Below are 15,961 nucleotides of genomic sequence, written 5' to 3'. Positions count from 1 at the left end.
CGGGCGGTTTCATCTCTCAGAATCAGCGATTCTGCAGGATTTGGCACCATGCGTCCATGCCGCAGGTTGCCGGGTTTCATCGGGCCTGTCCCTCCACCGCTCGTGATGAAATGTTTGCAATTTTCTTATAGTGCTTATCTGGTATTATAAGGGGACAATTGCTGAAGGTCAATCAAATTTCCGACTAAGTGGGGAGGTTTTTCTGTGATTTCCAAACGCGGCTATCGCATAAGCTTTCCACTTCATCTGAAGGATGGGGAAAGAGCTGTGATTTGGCCAGCCTCGACGCAGAGGCTCGGGTACGGTGACACCGAGCCATGGAGAGGAGTAGCGACTGAAGCAACCACTGTATTCTGGCTGCTGTATGCGGCTGGATGATTGGTATCGCCACACAGAAACAAAAGGAGGGAGGGAAAGATCCATGGAGAACGAGTTTGCAATAGGCTTGGGAACTTTGGCCTTGATCAATGCGGGACTGGCGCAAGGGAAGAATCGGAGCGGACTCAACTGGTTTTTGTTGTCGCTTTTCCTAGGCCCAGTCGCAACGCTGATTATCGTCGTCTGGGACAAGCTGCCTGAGAAAAAAGAGGAGAGTTAGGGCAAGAGAGTGAACCGGGTTATTGGAGCCAGTGTGGTTTAACGAGCATAGAACGAGCGATAGCCGGGACCCATCAAAAATAGAAACAAAGCACGAGCAAAGGGGGAGCATGAGGAGCTCTCCCTTTGCCTGTTGCTAAAGACGTGTCTTAATCGACTGAATCGCTCTTTTGCATCACATAAAACACGTATCCGTAATAGCTGGAATACTTCCGGTACAGCTCGATTTCCCGGCTGGCTTCTTCCAGCGCCGCGAGCGCGTTCCGGTCGTTTTTGTACTGTTCCTGCAGCTGACTGATCCGCTCGCCCATCGGTTCATAGTAGTCATCCCACCAGGCCGATTCAGACAGGACAAAATGACCTCGCAAGGCGTAGCCAGCCTCGGCGATTTCCTGAGGTTTTGGGCAAGGCAAACATCGAGGGTGCGAGCATCGCTTGGAATATTTTTGACAAACGAAAGAGCTTTTCGGGTCGAAGCATGATTTCCGGGACCTTCCCGGGGTAAATTGCTGTGAATGTCGAAGAAAACCTCCATGTTCATGATTGAACCCTCCTGTTTGTCCTTAATGCAAAGCATACCATAGCAGGGCTGTTTTGGCCGATGATCGCTCCGCCTTATTTCCGTAACGAATTCGACGTTTTTCCGTAACCAATTCGTCCCTCGTTGTTCACAACATAACGCTTTCGGAAGCCATATGATAAAGGGGATTGTGATAACATTCACATATAAGCACTGTGCAAAAGTTGTTTTCGGGAGGGGAGACAACGTATGGAACTGGACAACACCATGCTGGCTCGTATCTTGACTTCATTGACGCTGGGGTTTCACATCATTTTTGCGGCCATGGGCGTCGGCATTCCCATCCTCATTTCGATTGCGGAGTGGCTGGGCATCCGGCGCAAAGACCCGATGTACACGCTGATGGCGCGCCGCTGGGTAAAGGGCTTCACGGTTACCGTTGCGGTCGGCGTCGTGACAGGAACCTGTATTGGACTCCAGCTAAGCCTGCTGTGGCCAAGCTTCATGAAGGTGGCTGGCGAGGCGATTGCGCTGCCGCTGTTTTTGGAGACGTTTGCCTTTTTCTTTGAAGCGATTTTCCTGGGGATTTATCTGTACACCTGGGACCGCTTTAAAAATCCGTACATCCACTGGTTATTCTCGATTCCGGTCGTGATTGGCTCGACCGCCTCTGCCTTCTTCATCATGACTGTAAATGCGTTTATGAACGCGCCGCAGGGCTTCACGCTCGTAGATGGCGCCATCGTCGACGTGCAGCCGCTCACGGCCATGTTCAACCCGGCTACACCGACCAAAGCGGGTCACATGATTCTGTCCTCGTACGCGACTTCCGCATTTATCCTTGCCGCCATCGCTGCATGGAAGCTGCTCAAAGGAAACAATCACGAGTACTACCGCAAAGCGCTTCATTTCACCGTGGCTCTGGCCTTGGTCTTTTCCTTCGGGACGGCCTTGTATGGCGATTTCGCCGGAAAGTATCTGGCCAAATACCAGCCGGCCAAGCTGGCGGCGGCGGAGTGGCACTTTGAGACGAAGCCGCAGTCCGAGCTGATCTTCGGCGGCGTTCTGGACCGGGAGACGCTGGAAGTGAAGGGAGCCGTGAAGCTGCCCTACGCGCTCAGCATCCTCGCGACGGGATCGCCAAACGGCGAAGTGATGGGACTGGATCAAATCCCCCGCGAGCTGTGGCCGCCGCTGATTATCCACTATTTCTTTGACGGCATGGTGGTCATCGGGATGTACATGCTGGCTGTGCCGATCCTCTATTTTGCCGTACGCCGCTGGAAACAGGGGCATGTCCCAAGGCCGCTCCTGCATACGATTTTCTGGGGAGCGCCGCTCTCGATCCTGGCGATCGAGCTGGGTTGGATTTTTTCCGAGATCGGGCGGCAGCCGTGGATTCTCGTCGGCTACATGAAGACACAGCACGCGGCTACGACGGCGGACAATGTCGGGGAAATGCTGGTGATGTTCAGTCTGTTGTACGCGTTTCTGGCCATCGTTTGCTCACTTGTGTTAAAGCGGATGTTTACAAACAAGCCGATCGAAGCCGAGCTGAAGTAACGGGAAGGGAGGGCATGCGACATGTCTCTGGAAACATTGGCCATTGCGGTGCTGTGGATATTTCTGTACGGGTATATCATCGTCGCGTCGATTGACTTCGGCGCGGGGTTCTTCTCGTTTTTCTGCAAAGTGACGCGGCGGGACCATATCGTCAACGCGATCATCGAGCGGTATTTGTCGCCTGTGTGGGAGGTCACGAACGTCTTTTTGATCTTCTTCATGGTCGGGCTGATCGGGTTTTTCCCGGATACCGCGTATTACTACGGGACAGCCCTGCTCGTGCCGGGCAGCGTCTTTCTCGTCCTGCAGTCGCTCCGGGGCTCGTTCTACGCCTTTGCCCATTACGGGGCCCGCAACAGCACGGCTTACCTGTTCGTCTACGGGGTGACCGGGCTGTTTATCCCGGCTTCGCTATCCACCATCCTGACGATTTCCGAAGGGGGATATATCGAGCAAACGGCTGGCGGGGAGATCATCCTGAACATGGAGAAGCTTTTGACCAGCTCGTACTCGTGGTCGGTCGTGGCCCTTGCGCTGGTGAGCGTGCTGTACATCAGCGCGAGCTTTCTGACCTTTTACGCGGACCGGGCGAAAGACACAGCCGCGGTCAAGCTGCTTCGTTCCTTTGCGGTCGCCTGGAGCCTGCCGACGATTTTCGCCAGCTTCCTGGTGTTCCTTTCCATTCACCGGCACAATCCGGAGCACTTTGACAAGATGATGGATGTAAGCTGGCTGTTCCTTTTGTCCTTTGCCTGCTTTTGCGGAGCGCTGGCTCTGCAATTGAAGAAGCGCAGCTACGGCTGGGCCTTCGTTCTCGTGATGCTGCAGTTTGCCTTCGCGTTCTTTGGCTACGGCACTGCCCATCTGCCGTACCTGCTCTACCCGTACATTACGATCACGGACAGCATCAACAGCCCCGCGATGGGCAAGGCGCTGGTGATCGGACTGATCGCCGGTCTTTTCCTGCTGATTCCGTCGCTACTACTGCTGCTCAAGCTGTTCCTTTTTGACGCCAAATACGTGCAGGGCCGTCCGATTCAAAAATAGCGTCCGTATATGGTATGATGGGAGACAGTGAAAGCAAGGTGAAAACCTGAACATACAGGAGGCTGTTTGCAGATGAGCGATCAAGGCGTAAAGGAAATGACCCCGCAGGAGCTGATGGAGAAGCTGGCGGCGAAAGAAGAGCTGCAAGTCGTGGATGTGCGTGAAGTAGAAGAATGGAATGCCGGCCATATCAAGGAGGCCAAGCTGATTCCGCTCGGCTTTTTGCCCCACCGGGTAGACGAACTGGACAAGGAAGTGCCAGTCGTGCTCGTCTGCCGGAGCGGAGCCCGCAGCCACATGGCGACCGAGTACTTGACCAATCTCGGGTTCGACGCGGCCAATATGGTGGGCGGAATGCTTGCCTGGCCGGGAGAGACAGAGCAGTAAAGAGTTGTTAAGGTAGATTTGATAGGGAGAGGATTGTCGTGAGTGAAGGAAAACGGGAGCAGGCGACCTTTTTGCAGCGGCACTGGTTTACGCTGGTAGCTGCAGTGCTGGTCCTGCTGATCGCTGCTGTGTTTGGCTACCAATACTGGCAAAAAAACCAGCTGCCTGTGTTGAAGCAAGTAAATGACTTTTCCCTGGACAACATCGACGGCACGAAGTACTCGCTGTCGGAGCACAACGGCAAGGTGCGGCTGGTGGAGTTCATGTTTACCCACTGCCCGGATATTTGTCCCGCGACCACGTTCAATATGTCCAAGCTGCAGGAGCAGCTGAAGGAAAAGGGAAGCTTCGGGAACAAGGTGGAATTCGTCACCATTACGTTTGACCCCGAGCGCGATACGGCGGACGTGCTGAAAAAATACGCCGAGCAATTCAACGTCGATTTCAGCGGCTGGCAATTCCTCAGAGGAGAGCAGGCCGATATCGACAAGGTGACAAAAGACTTCGGGATGGCTACCTTGAAACAGCCGGACGGCTCCTACGTCCACACCGCCCGCATCTTCCTGCTCGACCAGGACGGACAGATGCGCCGCGCTTACGGAATGGCGTCCGATATGGACATGGACCAGATCCTGAATGAAATGATTCAACTCGCTGACTGATAAACATCGCATTTGTCAGGGAAGCAACGTCCTTACAAAACAACAATCCTTCTTGTACAAGTCGAGGCTGTGTGCCGTACGCTTGCATGGGAGGGATTGTTTCTATATGAAAAAGTAATTCAGTTTACGAGAACTTGCTAGACTTTCGTATTCCTTTCTTCTTCTTTTGAGATGGCGAAAGAAAGGCAGGACCAAGTCAAAAGCTTGTGGAGATGAAACAGGCGAAAAAAGCGAAGGTCTTTGGGACACTACCCAGGCTCTATTCCAAAAGCGGAAGCTGCTTTTAGCGTCCAACTCTGAATTTCTTCCCGAACAGGCTGCTTTTGGACGCGGCTTCCGCTTTTGGAATAGGGCCGGCCAGAACAACCCCCAGCAAGTGTCCCACCGAACCTGGAGCTTTTTTCTCCTGTTTCATCTCCTCCCCCCAAAGCCCCGACCTATTTATCATAAACCCCGTCAGGCACATCCGGCACCCGCCCGCTAATGCTGACCATCTTTCACCTTCCGCCGCAAAATGAAAAGAGCCCGTCTGCTTGCGCCAACAGGCTCGCCAATGATCGCTATTCCCCACGCTTCTTTTTCTTCCATTCCATTTTTTCCACCTTGGCGACCGCCCAGTCTCCGCCGTTCTTTTCCAGCACATGAACGTAGGAAATACCGTCCTCCGTCGTCTCCAGCACATACCCCTGATCTTCGTCATCGTTCAAATAGAGCGAGGTAATCACGCTATTTTTCTGTTTGTTTGCGACGACGGAGCGGACAGCGTCTTCGTACGCTTCCGTTTTGTCATTTCCCATAATGACTCGAACGGGAATCGCATCGTAATTCAGGAAATTGGGGCTGACGGGCTGGGAGTCAGATTGCTTGCTCTTTTCGTAGGCAAACCGTTCCAACGGCAGCTCTCCGGTAAATTCTTCTTCTGCAGCGCTTGTTGTCGAGTAATTCCAGCCGAGTGATCCGGCGACCAACAGGGCACATGTTCCTGCCGCGGCAATCCTTTTCATCACGCTACCACCTGCTTTTTTAATCGGTATTGTGGTTATGCTTCCGCGCAGTTGACAAGGAAGAAAGAGCATCCTCCAGTATACCACAGCACCGTTTATATGTGAATTTTTCCCATTTTAAGCCGACTTGAAAGCTCTCGTCATGCGCGGTTTCCTTATATAGGTATGCAGCGTGCAGCGATAAATGCTTGGGGATAGATGCAAATGTATTTCACATCGCTAGCGTGGCATTCACTCTGCCAACCTTCTTATTGCTTGATTCGTCGTATCCGGTTTGTCCAGATGTTTTCAGGCATGTTGGAAACGATATTCAGTCAGAAGGGGCCGAATTTAATAAATTGCGCTATTAATAAGAAAACAATAGAAGAACAGAGCCAAAAACAAAGGAGAGGAGTGTAAAATCTTATCCATTTGCTCCAAGATACACCTGCAATTAAAATAGCTGCCATAAAATATCCGGATGTGGGCCAGAAGTAGTTCGTGAATCCATCGCCAAACTGATATGCCAAAACAGAAGTTTGTCTTGTCAGCCCAAGAATGTCAGACAACGGAGCTAAAATCGGGAAGAGCACAACAGCCTTTCCGCTTCCGGACGGCACCAGAAAGTTCAGGAGTGTAACAGCAACCAAAATCCCTAGAACAGTAAAAGATGACGGGATATCAGTCAGCACGGTGGCCATACTATGAACAACAGTATCAATAATCTGACCATCATTCATTACGACAGAGATACCACGGGCAACACCAATGATTAAGGCGCCAATCATCATACTCTGGCAGCCAACGATTAATGTGTCGCATAGCTCGTCCATTTTTAAGCCTGCAATCAAACCTGCACCTACCCCGATCGCGAGAAACATAGCACACATTTCAGGTACGTCCCATTTAAGCAGGATAATCCCGGCAAGCATAATCCCCAGCATAATAATTGAATAGATGCCGGCTAACTTCTGGCGAAAACTAAGCTGCAAGTCGTCGCTAACCAAGTTTGCCTCTTGTATATACCTGTTGCGCTTTTCAATATCGTCATGATACATACTGCTCGTTTCGGGAGACTTTTGTACTTTTCGCGCATAACGCATCACGTAAATAATGGCGATTGTCAAAGTGACGACAAAGGTGATGATCCTAAACTGCCACCCGGAATAAAGGGGAAGACCGCTGATTTTTTGTCCAATGGCGATGGTAAAAGGGTTTGTCAGCGCGGCGGAGAAACCGGCGGCCGAACCGCAAAGGGCAACAGCGCATGCAGTAATAGAGTCAAAGCCGAGACGCAGCATCAGGGGCAAAATGATGGGTACATATACGATACAAAGCTCGGGTGTCCCGATAAAAGCATCGGTTAGAGCGAATATAAACATTAAAACAGGGATTACCCATATTCCTTTCTTTTCATACTTCTTGGCAAGGTAATTGATACCAGCTGGAATTACGTTAATTTTTTGGACAACCGCAAATCCGGAGCCTACAAATAGAGTGAGGGCAACAACCCAGCCAGCGTCTACGAACCCTCGAGGGATCGATGTGAAGAATTGCATAAACGTAACGGGAGTGCTTTCAATTACGTGGAAGGTGTCCGGATTAACAACCATGATACCGTCAGCATTCTCAATTCGATCATATATGCCAGCCGGAATAAAATGCGTGACAATACTCATGATCATAATGCAAAAGGTTAGGATCACAAACGCATGGGGCATCTTAAATCCGTTTTTCTTTTGGATCTCTCCGATTTTGGATGGCATGAAAATCACTCCTTTTGTAAGAAAAGCAATGATGAAATCGATTCTCTTGCTTCTTGTTTGCCTTTGCTCTTTGAGCTTTCTCTCCATCTCGTCGATAGAAGAACGCGCTTCCCACCATCCGTGAGCGAAAATGGCGGCTAGAAATACAGGGCCGGCCACCACAGAAGCTTCCAGGCAGTACAAAGCCAAACGGAACAAACGACGATAGAAAGCGCTTTCATTTGTGCTATTTCGAGAACTGCCGTTCCATCCTGGATTTATGATGATGAGAGGTTGGTTGGGAAGGACAGATTGAGAAACAAGTCCTTCCCCAGTCGTGGACAGCAGTTAATTTCCATCCCAAACTACATTGCGATAGTTTACAGGATCTGTATCGCCTTCTGTATTGATAATCAAAACTCTTGAGTGTTTATCTAATTTTAATTTTTCTTTCACTTCCCCTAATTCATTATTCGTCAGCAGCTCATACAGCAGCCCAATCGTAACGGCACCGGATTCACCGGATACGATTTTCGTGTCTTTTCTCAATGGATTGGCTAACAGTTTCATTCCTTTCGAACTTGTAGAATCAGGACAAGAGAAGAAATAATCACTCATTGATTTTAGTATTTTCCAGGCAACGGGGTTAGGTTCCCCACAAGCGAGTCCTGCCATCATCGTTGACAGATCTCCATAAACTCGCTGGGGCAGACCACTTGGGTCAAGAGCGGATTGGAAAAGACAATCGGCATTGGACGGTTCAACAATCACAGTGATCGGTGGAGAATCTGGATATAAGTGATGTAAAGCCGCTGCAACCGAAGCCGCAAAAGAACCGACGCCAGCTTGAAGAAATACATGGGTTATTTCATTGGAATCCTGTTTTGCTAATTGTTCTGCAACTTCAGCAACGATCGTTAAATATCCCTTCATAATTGTTAAGGGAATATCTTCATATCCGTCCCAAGCTGTATCCTGAATGAGAATCCAATTATTTTCCGATGACAATCGGGATACCATCTGAACAGTATCGTCATAGTTTACATCAGTGAGGTATGCATCGGCTCCGAGATCTCTAATCGCATCCAGTCTCCATTGAGATGAACCCTTTGGCATATAAACCTTTGCTTTTTGGCCAAACAGACCTGCAGCCCAAGCTACGCCTTTTCCATGATTCCCGTCAGTAGCTGTTGCGAATGTTAAACCGGGAAGTGTTGCTATTTCTTCTTGCAGCTTGCTGAAAGTAAACGTTCCCGACCCATCAAGACTATTTCTTGCAAAGTAGGAGGCCATAGCGTAGGATGCGCCCAATCCCTTAAATGCGTTTAGTCCAAACCGTTTTGATTCATCTTTCACATAAATGCTGTTTACTCCGAGAAGTTTCGATAACTCTCGAAGAGAATGAAGCGGAGTGGGCTGATATTCTGGAATATCAGCATGAAACAGCGCCGATTTCTTCATCTCTCTTGTGGTAAAATGCTCAGATAGGTGGAAAGAACCCGTTTCTTGCTTAAAGCGATTATTCGTCCACTTTATTTTATCCATCAGGCGTCCTCCTAATATGACCCCAAGTAGTGTGTGATATATTACTGTTTGCAAAAAAATGTATTTCCAATAAAATTCAACTTCTTTGCTGTCTTTTGTTACCTGAATTCCAAGGAGCTTATCCTATCGTTCTCATCGTTTTTTGGTAGAAGCAAAAAACGTTTTATGCTTCTTGGAGATATGTTTTTGCAGCGTTTATGAGGATATTGGTGTTGTTTATGACAGAATCAAAATCAACCCACTCCACTGCTTCATGAAGCCCGAATCCGGTTGGACCAATGTTGACCGTTGGAATATTTGCCGCGCTAAAAATGGCAGCATCGGTCCAAACACCCCAGCCAATAAGTTGAGGCTGTAGACGTAACGTGCTTTCACATGATTTTATTACATGCTGGACAATCGATTCCTTGGGATCGCATGAAAACGGAGGTCTGCTAAAGTACCAATCAATCTGTGCATTTTGGGCAACCTCATGTATCGCTTTCTCCAGCTCTAATGTAATCTCGTCCATATTCTCTGAAGGCAGTGTACGTCTTTCGAGATGAATTTCACAATCAGGTGCATATGTCGAAACCCCAACCCCTCCATTAACGAGACTTACATGCATGGATGCGGGTCCCACCAAATCTTCTATTCGATTGCGCAAAATATTCAGATCCAGATCATCTAAACGGACAAGTACTTTTCCCATCGTAGAGATAGCGCTTTCACCAAGATCCCACCGGCTGCCATGTGCGCTTCTTCCGACTGTTGTCACTTTCCCCCATAAAAATCCTTTATGTTTCACAACCAGCTTCAAATCACTCGGTTCCGTTAAAATACAAGCATCGGCTTTATGGTGCTGTACATAGTGGTCAGCGCCAATACTGGCATATTCTTCATCGCATACAAGAGCCAGCTTCAGTTTACCCTTATGTGTTCCTTCGGCAGCCAGGGTGGCTGCTGTACACAGGATAGCCGCAACTCCGGCTTTCATATCACAGCTTCCACGTCCGTAAACCCGATTTCCCTCCACTTTTGGTTCGAAGGGAGCGATTTCCATACCTTTCGTGCCCACCGTGTCAAGATGTGCACACAAACATAAAGTAGGTCCGTCACCCGCGCCTATTTCAGCAATCACATTTGGCCGATTGGGTTCAACATATTCTAATTTTGCAGGTACATGATGCGCTTGCAGCCAATCGACAATAAATGTGGCAATCTCCACTTCATTGTGACCTTCTTCAGGAGCGAGGCTTGGATTAACCGAAGGAATTCGTATCAGTTCACGTAACAATTGTAAGATTGCTGCATTTGTGATCGCTTGCATATTCGTTCACCTCGTTATTGTTTTCCTCGTGCCTTTTGGTTATGAAACTACATAAGCGATAGCTTCAATTTCTATTAACACATTTTTAGGCAACCGGCTTACCTCTATCGTTGAACGAGCTGGCCGATGGGAACCCAAAAATTTGCTGTACTCTTCATTTACGATGCTGAATTGACTGATATCCTGAAGAAAAATCGTAGTTTTCACAACATGATCGAGCGTTAGCCCTTCTTTTTCCAAGATAGCCTGGATATTCTTCATGACTTGTCTGGTTTGAAGAGCGATATCGTCAGCTACAAGTTCGCTAGTCTCCGGATCGATGGGAATTTGTCCGGACAAAAATAAGAAGTCGTAGACTCGAACTGCTTGAGAGTATGGACCGATCGCTTGCGGTGCTTTTTCTGTACTTACTGTTTTCATCATCATTTTTCCTCCATCACGTACATTTTTGTTTTGCGCCTGCTAATCTAGTTACGCAAAAACACCCCCTACCGCCAAAAAGGTTAAATAATTCAGTCAAATGAAAATATAGTACCACCTGTTTAGTAGAGAGCTGCTTCTTCGTCTTGTAATATGTAATATACCACACTTCACAATTGAGTCAATGCTATTCTAAGAAGAATCGAAAATGAGGTTTTTACAAGTGGTGACCTTATGCATCAAAAGCTGCGTGATGAACGTTTTCTCCAGCGAAGGACCCGGTTGCGCCAAGCTTTTTGGCTGAGCCGTGACGCAACAAAAAAAAATCCTCCGGCTAATCGCATGAACATTTACGATTCGGGAGGAGGGTTCCATAGTATCTTCTGTTAATTTTGTCGAACACGTCCCAGGGTTTTTTTCCAGTTCTCTTCCAACGCTTCTAATGCCTGAGGCAAATTTTTATTTTTGAATGCATCAATGATCTTTTGATGCTCAAGGTATGACAAGTGGCCGTCATTGATCCGCTTGAAATAATGAAGCTCCAAACGCTGAATTTTTACCTTCAGACCTGGAAGCAGCTTGGCTAATTCGTGATTTTGCGAAAGATCAATGATCCGCTTATGAAATAGGTTATCCGCTTCAAGTGCTGCAAGCCGGTCGCCATTTTCCATGGCTTGTTTTAGGTTTTCATTCATTTTCTCCATTTCTTCCGTATCTTTGGGAGAGATGTTGTGAAAACCTTGGGTTAGGGCCAAACACTCCAGTGTCCATACAATCGAATAAATATTTTCCGCACCGTCAAAATCAATAGGGGAAACCATTGTCCATCGATTCGCTTTCGTAACGACGAGCCCTTCATCCTCCAATCTGATTAAAGCCTCGCGAATAGGAGTTCGGCTGATCCCAAGTGTTTCTGACAAGTCTTTATCTCTTAATTTTGTACCAGGCTCAAGCTTTCCAATCATGATCCATTCCCGAAGAATGTTGTATACCTCGTCCCGCATGAACGTACGCTGTAATCTGGTGGCATTCTCAGGCATTTTCAATTTTAGCACCTCGTTACGTGTTTAAAAATATATCTCACATGTAATATATCACTGATTGATTATGTGTCAATACGGACCTTTTTTGCATTCTGCCCATTCAATTCGTACGTCCGTCGGCAATTTTTGCAGTCATGCTGCTCTCGTCGCCAGTCGCTACACGTACAGCAGGAACAGCCTTAGGCAGATCAATCACTTCAAGCGGTTGGCTTGTCCTCTGGCAGAGCGTCATTTGCTTGACGACGGCAAATTTGAGTAGACTGGATGAAAAGAACACCCTGGGTTGTGATACAATAAATATGGCATGCATTGGTTCGGGTTCCCAACAAAACATGCACGTTGAGGTAGGAGGAAAGAAGTTGAGCGACGTTAAGATTTTCGCGATGGGCGGTCTCGGCGAAATCGGAAAAAATATGTACTGTGTCGAGTACGAAGACGAGATCGTGATCATCGACTGTGGGGTGAAATTCCCCGAGAATGAGATGTTTGGGATTGACCTGGTCATTCCGGACGTTTCTTACTTGATCAGCAATCAGCACAAAATCAAGGCGCTCTTGTTGACGCACGGGCATGAGGATCACATCGGCGCCATCCCGTACATTCTGAAGCAGATCAAGATGCCGATCTACGGCGGACGCCTTACCCTGGGCTTGGTCAAGGCAAAGCTGGAAGAGCATCGCATGCAGAATGAGGTTCAATTGATCCCGATCTCGGAGGATACCGAGATTCCGTTCCAAAACATGAAGGCGACATTCTTCAGAACCAACCACAGCATTCCGGACTCGCTAGGGATCGCGTTGGAGACGCCGGAGGGCATGGTCATTCACACGGGTGACTTCAAATTCGACATGACCCCGGTCGGAAAAACGACCGAGTACGGCAAAATTGCCCGGATCGGCAGCTCGGGAAATGTGCTGGCGCTGCTCTCCGACAGTACGAACAGTGAACGCTACGGCTTTACGATGTCCGAGCGGACTGTGGGCGAAGGCATTCTGGATGTGGTGAGAAAGGCGCGGGGGCGCATCATTTTGGCGACGTTTGCGTCAAATGTCCATCGTCTGCAGCAAGTTGTGGATGCGGCCGCCGAGTGCAACCGCAAAGTGGCGGTGATCGGGCGAAGCATGGAAAAGGTGTTTGTGATCGGACAAGAGCTGGGCTACATCACCATGCCGGAGGGCATGCTGATCGACATCAAGCACATCGACAACTACGCGGACAACCAGGTGCTGATTATTTGCACAGGCAGCCAGGGCGAGCCGATGGCAGCCCTGACCCGGATCGCGTCCGGCTCTCATCGCAGCGTTACGATTTACCCGGAGGATACGGTGATCATTTCCGCGTCGCCGATTCCCGGCAATACGGTTAACGTGAGCCGCACGATAGACAAGCTGTATCGGGCGGGAGCCAATGTCGTTCTCAACTCGGCCTTCGACATTCACGCATCGGGTCACGGAAGCAGCGAAGAGCTGAAGCTGATGCTCAACTTTATCCGGCCGAAGTACTTCATCCCGATTCACGGGGAGTACAGAATGCTGAAAACGCACTCCAAGCTGGCTCAGCAGGTCGGCATCGAGGAAAGCAACATCTTTATCATGGACAACGGCGATGTGCTGAACTGCACCCGCGAGAAGGCATGGCTGAGCAAGGTTCCGGCCGGCATCGTCCTGATCGACGGCAGCGGAGTGGGCGACGTGGGCAACATCGTGCTCAGGGACCGCAAGCATCTGGCCGAGGATGGCTTGATGGTCGTCGTAGTCAGCCTGGATATGAAAAACTTCAAGATTCTCACCGGACCCGACATCGTCAGCCGCGGCTTCGTCTACGTGCGCGGATCAGAGTCGTTGATCCAGGAGGCGACCGTCCTCGTCCGGCAGAGGCTGCAGGAAGCGCTGGACAAGAAGATCAAGGAATGGTCCGAGCTCAAGGCTCAGATCAATGAAGTGATCAAGCCGTACATTTACGAAAAAACCGGACGCAACCCAATGATCCTGACCATTCTCATGGAAGTGTAATGTTCAAGTACAAGAAAAACGGTTCGATAGAAAAGCCATTGTCATCTCAACCTGACAATGGCTTTCTCAACCTGCGGCCAGAACACGGCATGAACCATGCGGTGTACAACCGTATAAGCCTATATGCTAGAAATCGTCGTATCATGCGTGGAAACCAAAAAACTTTGGACAGGCTTTGGTGGAGGAGATGAAACAGGAGAAAAATGCTCCAGGTTCGGTGGGACGCCTTGCGCGGGTCATCCCTGGCCGGCTCAACTCCAAAAGCGGAACGCGTCCAAAAGCAGCAAATCTGGGAGCGTCTCAGAGGTTGGACGCTAAAAGCGTGTTCCGCTTTTGGAGTTGAGCCTGGGGTGGCGTCCCAAAGACCTTCGCATTTTTCTCCTGTTTCATCTCTACAGCCGTTGTATTTTTTCCGGCTTGTTTTTGTTGGAGATATCAGGAAGCGGAAATGTTCCGTTTTATCGCTTCTGTTGAAAAAAAGGTTTTTACCTGTGAGCCATTTCTTATGGTAATTTTAAATTCAGTCAATTATAATAACTATAAATTTTTTTATTATACATAAACTAAGGAGTGCTGTAAGTGAAATCGTTAGAAAAGTTAAGCAATTTCGTGGGCAAGACATTTGCCATCTGGGTATTGCTGTTTGCGGCCCTGGCCTTTATGGCGCCCGACTCTTTCAAATGGATCGGAAAGTACATTACGCCTTTGCTCGGCATCATCATGTTCGGCATGGGGTTAACCGTATCGCCGTCCGACTTCCGGGAAGTGTTCCGCCGTCCCAAGGACGTAGCGGTCGGCGTACTCGGACAGTTCCTGATCATGCCGCTGCTCGCTTTCGGCTTGGCGAAGGGATTGCAGCTTCCTCCTGAGATCGCTGTCGGCGTCATCCTCGTCGGCTGCTGTCCGGGCGGTACTGCCTCCAACGTCATGACGTATCTGGCAAAAGGGGATGTCCCGTTGTCTGTAGCGGTTACTTCCGTCACCACACTGCTGGCGCCAATCGTAACGCCTGCGCTCATCCTGCTGTTTGCAAGCCAATGGGTACCAGTGGATGCGATGTCCCTGCTCTGGTCCATTCTGCAAATTGTCATCATTCCGATCGTTCTTGGATTTATCGTCAAAACGCTGTTCAAAAAACCGGCAGAAGCGGGAGCAAAGGCACTGCCGCTGGTCTCCACCATCGCCATCGTTGCGATCGTGGCAGCTGTCGTAGCCGGAAGCCAGCAAAAAATCGCGACGACCGGTCTTGCTATTTTCGGCGTCGTCATTCTGCACAACGGTCTCGGACTTCTGCTCGGCTACTTGTTTGGAAAACTGTTCGGCATGAACAGAGCGAAACAAAAAGCGATCTCCATCGAGGTCGGCATGCAAAACTCCGGCTTGGGCGTAGCGATCGCCACTGCCCATTTTTCTCCGCTGGCCGCAGTTCCGAGCGCGATCTTCAGCGTTTGGCACAATATCTCCGGCCCGATCGTGGCGACAATCTTCAGCCGGATGAAAAACGAACAGCAAAGCCTGGACAAAAACACCTGATCAAGGTGTTTTTGTGTTTTTGCACTTCCGACATTCTCCTTGGGCCGCGGAGAGGGTATAATAGGGATAAGTGAATCGTGATCCACAAAGGAGAGAATGCCAAATGATGTCCTATGAGGCATATATGAGCCAAGTCATTCAACCGATGCGTGACGAGCTGACACGTGTAGGTTTTACCGAATTGAAAACGGCGGAAGAAGTTGAAAAAACGTTTTCGGAAATGAAGGGGACGGCTCTTGTCGTCGTCAACTCCGTATGCGGCTGCGCGGCTGGTCTTGCTCGTCCGGCTGTAGCTTATTCCATCAACCACGAGAAAAAGCCAGACCACCTGTACACCGTTTTTGCTGGTCAAGATAAAGAAGCGACGGCAAAAGCACGCGAGTACTTCGAAGGCTACCCGCCATCCTCTCCGTCTTTTGCCTTGATGAAAGACGGCAAAATCATGACCATGATTGAGCGCCATCAGATCGAAAACAATGATTTGCCGACCATCGCCAAGCTGCTGACCGACGCATACGACAAATACTGCGGATAACGCGCAGCTCATCATAACAGACTGTGAACAAGACGCTCCGAAGGGGGCGTCTTGTTAAAT

At 49.3% G+C, this 15,961-nt stretch carries 17 protein-coding genes and 1 riboswitch; of the genes, 9 read left to right on the top strand and 8 right to left on the bottom strand.

The window, feature by feature from the left end:
* Positions 1–6: 6 nt before the first annotated feature.
* Positions 7–112, bottom strand: a riboswitch (SAM riboswitch).
* A 92-nt stretch (positions 113–204) separates the two neighbouring features.
* Together Q3F21_RS20325 and Q3F21_RS20320 are read left to right on the top strand one after the other, a co-directional pair.
* Positions 205–378 carry a hypothetical protein gene (locus Q3F21_RS20325; RefSeq protein ID WP_340257171.1) on the top strand — a complete coding sequence of 58 codons (174 nt, stop codon included), beginning with the start codon at positions 205–207 and terminating at the stop codon, positions 376–378.
* Positions 379–421: 43 nt separating this feature from the next.
* Positions 422–598, top strand: a complete 177-nt coding sequence (locus Q3F21_RS20320; protein ID WP_340257169.1) for a hypothetical protein — start codon at positions 422–424, stop codon at positions 596–598.
* 148 nt (positions 599–746) lie between these two features.
* Here the strand turns inward: Q3F21_RS20320 and Q3F21_RS20315 are convergent, their stop codons facing one another.
* Positions 747–965 (bottom strand): hypothetical protein, encoded by a 219-nt coding sequence (locus tag Q3F21_RS20315; protein WP_340257167.1) that lies wholly within the window; start codon positions 963–965, stop codon positions 747–749.
* Between the two features lie 401 nt (positions 966–1,366).
* On the opposite strand from Q3F21_RS20315, the gene Q3F21_RS20310 reads away from it, so the two are divergent.
* From Q3F21_RS20310 to Q3F21_RS20295, 4 genes are all read left to right on the top strand, one after another.
* On the top strand, positions 1,367–2,680 hold the full coding sequence (locus Q3F21_RS20310) for a cytochrome ubiquinol oxidase subunit I (RefSeq protein WP_340257165.1): 1,314 nt from the start codon (positions 1,367–1,369) through the stop codon (positions 2,678–2,680).
* A gap of 21 nt (positions 2,681–2,701) precedes the next feature.
* A complete protein-coding gene (locus tag Q3F21_RS20305; RefSeq protein ID WP_340257163.1) occupies positions 2,702–3,727 on the top strand; it encodes a cytochrome d ubiquinol oxidase subunit II in 1,026 nt (341 codons plus the stop codon).
* Between the two features lie 72 nt (positions 3,728–3,799).
* A complete protein-coding gene (locus tag Q3F21_RS20300; RefSeq protein ID WP_340257161.1) occupies positions 3,800–4,114 on the top strand; it encodes a rhodanese-like domain-containing protein in 315 nt (104 codons plus the stop codon).
* A gap of 38 nt (positions 4,115–4,152) precedes the next feature.
* Positions 4,153–4,776, top strand: a complete 624-nt coding sequence (locus tag Q3F21_RS20295; RefSeq protein ID WP_340257159.1) for an SCO family protein — start codon at positions 4,153–4,155, stop codon at positions 4,774–4,776.
* 283 nt (positions 4,777–5,059) lie between these two features.
* Here Q3F21_RS20295 and Q3F21_RS20290 read toward each other — a convergent pair whose 3' ends face one another.
* From Q3F21_RS20290 to Q3F21_RS20260, 7 genes are all read right to left on the bottom strand, one after another.
* Positions 5,060–5,191, bottom strand: a complete 132-nt coding sequence (locus Q3F21_RS20290) for a hypothetical protein (RefSeq protein ID WP_340257157.1) — start codon at positions 5,189–5,191, stop codon at positions 5,060–5,062.
* Between the two features lie 145 nt (positions 5,192–5,336).
* The gene (locus tag Q3F21_RS20285; protein ID WP_340257155.1) at positions 5,337–5,780 is read right to left on the bottom strand and encodes a hypothetical protein; all 444 of its coding nucleotides are present in this window, start codon (positions 5,778–5,780) and stop codon (positions 5,337–5,339) included.
* A gap of 314 nt (positions 5,781–6,094) precedes the next feature.
* Entirely contained in the window at positions 6,095–7,684 is a 1,590-nt protein-coding gene (locus Q3F21_RS20280; protein ID WP_340257153.1) for a YfcC family protein, read from the bottom strand.
* A gap of 168 nt (positions 7,685–7,852) precedes the next feature.
* Positions 7,853–9,049 (bottom strand): diaminopropionate ammonia-lyase, encoded by a 1,197-nt coding sequence (locus Q3F21_RS20275; RefSeq protein ID WP_340257151.1) that lies wholly within the window; start codon positions 9,047–9,049, stop codon positions 7,853–7,855.
* A gap of 163 nt (positions 9,050–9,212) precedes the next feature.
* Positions 9,213–10,358 (bottom strand): M20 family metallopeptidase, encoded by a 1,146-nt coding sequence (locus Q3F21_RS20270; protein ID WP_340257148.1) that lies wholly within the window; start codon positions 10,356–10,358, stop codon positions 9,213–9,215.
* Positions 10,359–10,397: 39 nt separating this feature from the next.
* Complete coding sequence (locus Q3F21_RS20265; RefSeq protein ID WP_340257146.1) at positions 10,398–10,781, bottom strand: Rid family detoxifying hydrolase; 384 nt, start codon at positions 10,779–10,781, stop codon at positions 10,398–10,400.
* A 383-nt stretch (positions 10,782–11,164) separates the two neighbouring features.
* Positions 11,165–11,818, bottom strand: a complete 654-nt coding sequence (locus Q3F21_RS20260; RefSeq protein ID WP_340257222.1) for a GntR family transcriptional regulator — start codon at positions 11,816–11,818, stop codon at positions 11,165–11,167.
* Between the two features lie 335 nt (positions 11,819–12,153).
* Here Q3F21_RS20260 and rnjA point away from each other — a divergent pair, with 335 nt between their 5' ends.
* From rnjA to Q3F21_RS20245, 3 genes are all read left to right on the top strand, one after another.
* Positions 12,154–13,833, top strand: a complete 1,680-nt coding sequence (gene rnjA / locus Q3F21_RS20255) for a ribonuclease J1 (protein ID WP_340257144.1) — start codon at positions 12,154–12,156, stop codon at positions 13,831–13,833.
* 579 nt (positions 13,834–14,412) lie between these two features.
* Positions 14,413–15,366, top strand: a complete 954-nt coding sequence (locus tag Q3F21_RS20250) for a bile acid:sodium symporter family protein (RefSeq protein WP_340257142.1) — start codon at positions 14,413–14,415, stop codon at positions 15,364–15,366.
* A 103-nt stretch (positions 15,367–15,469) separates the two neighbouring features.
* A complete protein-coding gene (locus Q3F21_RS20245) occupies positions 15,470–15,901 on the top strand; it encodes a BrxA/BrxB family bacilliredoxin (RefSeq protein ID WP_340257140.1) in 432 nt (143 codons plus the stop codon).
* The last annotated feature ends 60 nt before the right edge of the window (positions 15,902–15,961 follow it).

The organism is Brevibacillus borstelensis, assembly GCF_037834415.1.
In the GTDB taxonomy this organism is placed as follows: Bacteria; Bacillota; Bacilli; order Brevibacillales; family Brevibacillaceae; genus Brevibacillus; species Brevibacillus borstelensis_A.
The sequence above is the reverse complement of the archived record's forward strand: the minus strand, read 5'-3'. Positions and strand labels throughout refer to the sequence as shown.